A 4383-nucleotide genomic window follows, 5' to 3' on the forward strand; every position below is an offset into this window, starting at 1 on the left:
TTCGTAGGGGCTGGGTGGTGGAGAGCCCACCCTTGAGCCGCTGCACATGGAGAATCCTGCTCTCCAGGTCTACCTGGTCCATCCGCATAGCGCAGGCCTCGGTTACCCGCAATCCATGACGGAACATCAAAAGGATCAGGCAGCGGTCCCGTAGGCCTGTCCGGGGGTTGTCTTTGGTAGCCGCCAGGAGCCGATCCACCTCCAGGGCAGTGAGATGCTTTCTTTCGCTCTCCGAAGCCGCTCGGCGCTTTTTGGGAGTAGCTACTGCTACAGAGAGCAACCCTTGGGCTGCGGATGTCGATTCTGCCGGCGGCAAATCCGGAGACGGTGCTGCAGATCCAGACGCCACCGGATCGGGGGCTGCTGTCTCGGTGGTCGTTTCCGCTGGCACCCATCCAAACAAATCCCCTTGCCTGGGATCATCCAGAACAAGGGCCTCCGCCTCCGGCTCTCTCTTCCGTTTGCGCCTTTTCCTCTGATCCGCCATCGCCAAAAATCTCCACCGTGATCATAATGTCTCATAATAGCCCATTGCGGAGCTTGCTCGATAGCAGTGGAATCAGTAGATTACGGCTGGGATGGCTGCATGCCTATGAGACAGAATGGTGCAAAAGGTCGGGTATCATGTCCGGCAAAGGGTAGTTTGGTGGAATGGTCTATCTGAGAATAGCTTAAGCCTTTATCCAGAAAACGGGGGCCGCTATAACGTTTGCCTCATTTCGGAGGCGACGCACAGCACGGTGAAGTCGTCGGTGCCGCCGCGCTGGCGGGCTCTGCGAAAGGCGTGATGCAGCACTTCTAATGAGCAGGAGACAAACAAGACGCCGATTTCGGCATCGGACAAGGCTTCGTGCAACCCGTCGCTGGCGAGAATCAGCCGCTCACCCTGCTGAAGCGCACACTGAGCGACATGCACCCGGAATTCCTCGAACTCCGCCTCAGCCAGAAAGTATCCCGTAAGCTGGTCGTAGATGCTGGCCGCATGCCGTGCCTGCTCGGCAGTGACCTCACCGGCGTCAAGCATGTCTTGGATCTGGGTGTGATCGTGCGATATCTGTCGCATGCCTCCTGCAATGTCGCGCACATAGGCGCGTGCATCGCCAACATTAAAGACCGTGCAATGTTGACCATGTATAACGGCGCCGACCAGAGTCGAAGCCATGCCTGCAGCAGTGGGATCGGTATCGGCCAAGGACGCGTAACGAGCCTGAATGGCGCGCAGTTGCGTGGCGAGATACGCCGGTTTATGAGCTATATCTGCCTCTAGAAGTAGATTGATTAATGCACGACTGGCGCGACGTGGCGTTGTTCCAACAGCCACACCATCGGCGACGGCCACAAGGAGTGGCGTGGTGCGAGCAATTTGCCATTGCTCGCTCACTGATCCCTGAAGCAATTGCCCGGCCACGCACAGGGCGTCCTCGTTGTGCGGCTTGCCCACACCTCTGCGACTGAAGGCAGCGATGTGGATCACCGCTGTGGGCTGCAAACTGAAAGCTCACGACCTGCGGCAAATCGGCCATGACGTAAGGACATCATCACATGTATTCGTGGTGTTCGTGTGGACCGCTCCTGCAGTAACACCACAAGGCCACCTATAATGCACGAACACAACTGCATGTGCAGCAACGTTAATAAGAGGCGGTTTCAAGTCTGAAGTGCAAAACCAGCATGTAACTCCTTGACTTGCTGAGCCATGACTTCGGCGAGCGCTCGAAATCCCAGACATTTCCTGAATCGATTATTGAGTTCCTCGGCCACATGGGTCAAGCGCTGCTGGGAATAACCAGACAAATCCGTGCCTTTAGAGAAATATTGCTGCAGCAGACCATTAGTGTTCTCATTCGTGGGTCGTTGCCAGGGACTATGTAGGTTAGCAACAAAAACGCCCGTATCCCCACCTGTTTCTCCGACTCCTGGTGACGCCCCCCTTGTCCGTAGGTCAGCGTTAGGAGAATCACCTTGGGCAGCGTCCGCACCTGTCGCCATTCCGCCTCGGGTGGAAATTCCTTGATGGAGCGCATGTTCGGTATACCACCACGACGATCTTTGCCCCGGGTGTGTGGCAGGCGCTTCTTGTGTCCCCGAGGTAACGCCGAGATCAGCATCCTGCTTCAACTCGCCCGCAGGCTCATCCCCTGGTTAAGTTCCCGCTGCAATCGATTTCTCTCATCCAAGTTCAACTGCTGATACTGATAGCCAATTTTCCACCTCCAGCCTCCTTGGATCAAAGGTGTTGCAGTTCATTCTTGAGCCAGCCAATATATGTCAGCACAATAATTATCGAAAGATTTCACGGGAAAGCCGTGGATCAATTGACGGACATAATGTTGCGCTTCAAAATCAAAATCGTAATTTATTTTTTTCTAAATAACATCTAAGGGAATTAAGATGGAATACATACCGGTACGAGTTATCGACATAGTTCGACAAATCAATAAGAATCTCTTTCTCCCCGCCATTCAAAGAGAGTTTGTATGGGGTACAGACCAGATCGAGATGCTGTTTGATTCAATAATGGCTGATTTTCCAATTGGCTCGTTTCTATATTGGAAACTCGATCAAAGCAAGAAGGACGAATGGCCGATTTACGAGTTTATTAGAGATTTCAACGAAGAGGATCCGCACAACAAAAATGCCGATATAAACGGTACAGATGATATCACCCTTGTGCTTGATGGACAACAACGAATAACCTCGCTATACATCGGCCTAAAGGGATCTTATCGGTACTTCTATTATCGTTGGAGAAATACTAGACTGTACTTAGATCTTCTAAAAATACCAGTTGCAAATGAAGAGAATCCAGAAGAACTAACTTATGGTTTTTCTTTTCGAGAAGATGACACTCCTGATACCGGAGAAAATCAACTATGGTTTCGCGTCGGAAAGATACTCGACTTCGATGATGCTGAAGATGCGAAATCAGCTATGGAGCCAATCCTTAAAGAACTACCAGATGAGCTGCGTAACAATGCCAACAAACTTATTGGACGCTTACATAATCGTATTCATACAACACTTATTGGTAACTACTACCAGGAAAAGTCCCAGGACTACGATAAGGTCTTGCAGGTGTTTGTCCGAGCTAACTCAGCCGGACAACCACTTGAATACTCCGATCTGCTTCTTGCAACAGCCACAGCAAAATGGGAAACGCTGGATGCCCGCAGTGAAACTCATGAATTCACTGACTCGCTCAATAAGATCGGGAACGGATACAATTTTGGTAAGGACTTCGTTCTGAAGGCATGCCTATACCTTAGCGAGAACCTTCCAATTCAATATAAGGTCAAGAACTTCACTAAGACTAATCTCCGTGTTATCGAAAGCAATTGGGAAACAATCAAGGCATCTTTGGCCGTGACAGTTCGACTCATATCACGATTCGGATTTAACGCAAAAAACGTCGTAGCGCCGTTAGCGCTGCTCCCGATCGCTTTCTATCTTATGAAGCGCGGTAATTTTTCTTTTGATACATCATCTAATGAGAAAGACGCGGAAATACAAGTTATGATCCGCAAGTGGTTTATTTTTTCTACCCTCAAGAATGCCTTCGGTGGATCGTCGGACACGACGCTGACGCGCTTGAGGGAATTACTAATCAAGTGCGATGCGAGTACAAAATTCCCGACAGATGACCTATATAAATCTCTTGGCATTGAGCCAAAACTCAGCGAAGCAGAAATTGATCGTCTTTTGGAGTCATCATATCAGGGGCGGTATACAAATCTTGTGCTGTCTCTCCTGTATCCGGATCGTGATTGGAAGGATGCCGTCTTTCATGAAGATCATATTTTCCCGCAATCGGAATTCCGCGGACTGCGGCGGCGTGGATATGATGATGCAAAGATTAAACAATACATGTCCAATTTTAATCGTCTTTCAAACCTCCAGTTGCTGACCGATTCGGAAAATTTATCAAAAAATGCCACGCCATTTAACGAATGGATTAGTACGAGGGATAAAACTTTCAAAAAGCGTCATCTTATTCCTGATCTTCCAGATTACTCGCTTGATTCATTTGATGAATTTATCAGAGCACGCACGGACCTAATAACCAAAGCACTAATGAATCTATAAGGTGGGTGGATCAGGATTGTAGTGCAAAATTTCAAAATCTATCAAACCACCCTTTGATGGACACGCCCGCCGAGGCCTTCTCGGCCAATGTTTTCTGGCAGGCCTCGGAGGTTGTTGGAAAGGTGGCCAAAATGATGGGTTGTTGGAAACAAGCTCATCGTCCAGGTCAGCAGCGCCCCTCTTGCTATGCAGAGTCGGTCGGGGGTCTTGCTCCCGGAACCGTCCGGGGTTACTGTATCCAGACCAATACGCCATCATCGCTACGCGATAAAACCGCCACTTGGCATGTGGCTAATCCTT

At 49.9% G+C, this 4383-nt stretch carries 4 protein-coding genes and 1 pseudogene; 2 read left to right on the forward strand and 3 right to left on the reverse strand.

Translation table 11 applies throughout. The features are described 5' to 3' along the window. The 3 genes and pseudogenes from RTI30_RS12955 to RTI30_RS14375 all read right to left on the reverse strand — a co-directional run. Nucleotides 1–391 (reverse strand): tyrosine-type recombinase/integrase (locus RTI30_RS12955; protein ID WP_312283965.1); only part of this gene is annotated, 391 nt, incomplete at its 3' end. 309 nt (nt 392–700) lie between these two features. Then, a complete protein-coding gene (locus RTI30_RS12960) occupies nt 701–1474 on the reverse strand; it encodes a protein phosphatase 2C domain-containing protein (protein WP_312283966.1) in 774 nt (257 codons plus the stop codon). 173 nt (nt 1475–1647) lie between these two features. Then, nucleotides 1648–1887: pseudogene (locus tag RTI30_RS14375) on the reverse strand (transposase); the annotation flags it as partial. 504 nt (nt 1888–2391) lie between these two features. On the opposite strand from RTI30_RS14375, the gene RTI30_RS12970 reads away from it, so the two are divergent. Continuing rightward, nucleotides 2392–4083, forward strand: coding sequence for a DUF262 domain-containing protein (locus RTI30_RS12970; RefSeq protein ID WP_312283967.1), 1692 nt, complete (start codon nt 2392–2394; stop codon nt 4081–4083). A gap of 5 nt (nt 4084–4088) precedes the next feature. Next, nucleotides 4089–4383: hypothetical protein (locus RTI30_RS12975; RefSeq protein WP_312283968.1), on the forward strand; the 295-nt coding region annotated here is incomplete at its 3' end.

This window comes from Candidatus Igneacidithiobacillus taiwanensis (assembly GCF_031962545.1).
Classification (GTDB): domain Bacteria; phylum Pseudomonadota; class Gammaproteobacteria; order Acidithiobacillales; family Acidithiobacillaceae; genus Igneacidithiobacillus; species Igneacidithiobacillus taiwanensis.

What these genes read in the sequence shown, in the direction of transcription:
- RTI30_RS12970 (WP_312283967.1), top strand. Translation starts at nt 2,392, where the DNA reads ATGGAATACATACCGGTACGAGTTATCGACATAGTTCGACAAATCAAT.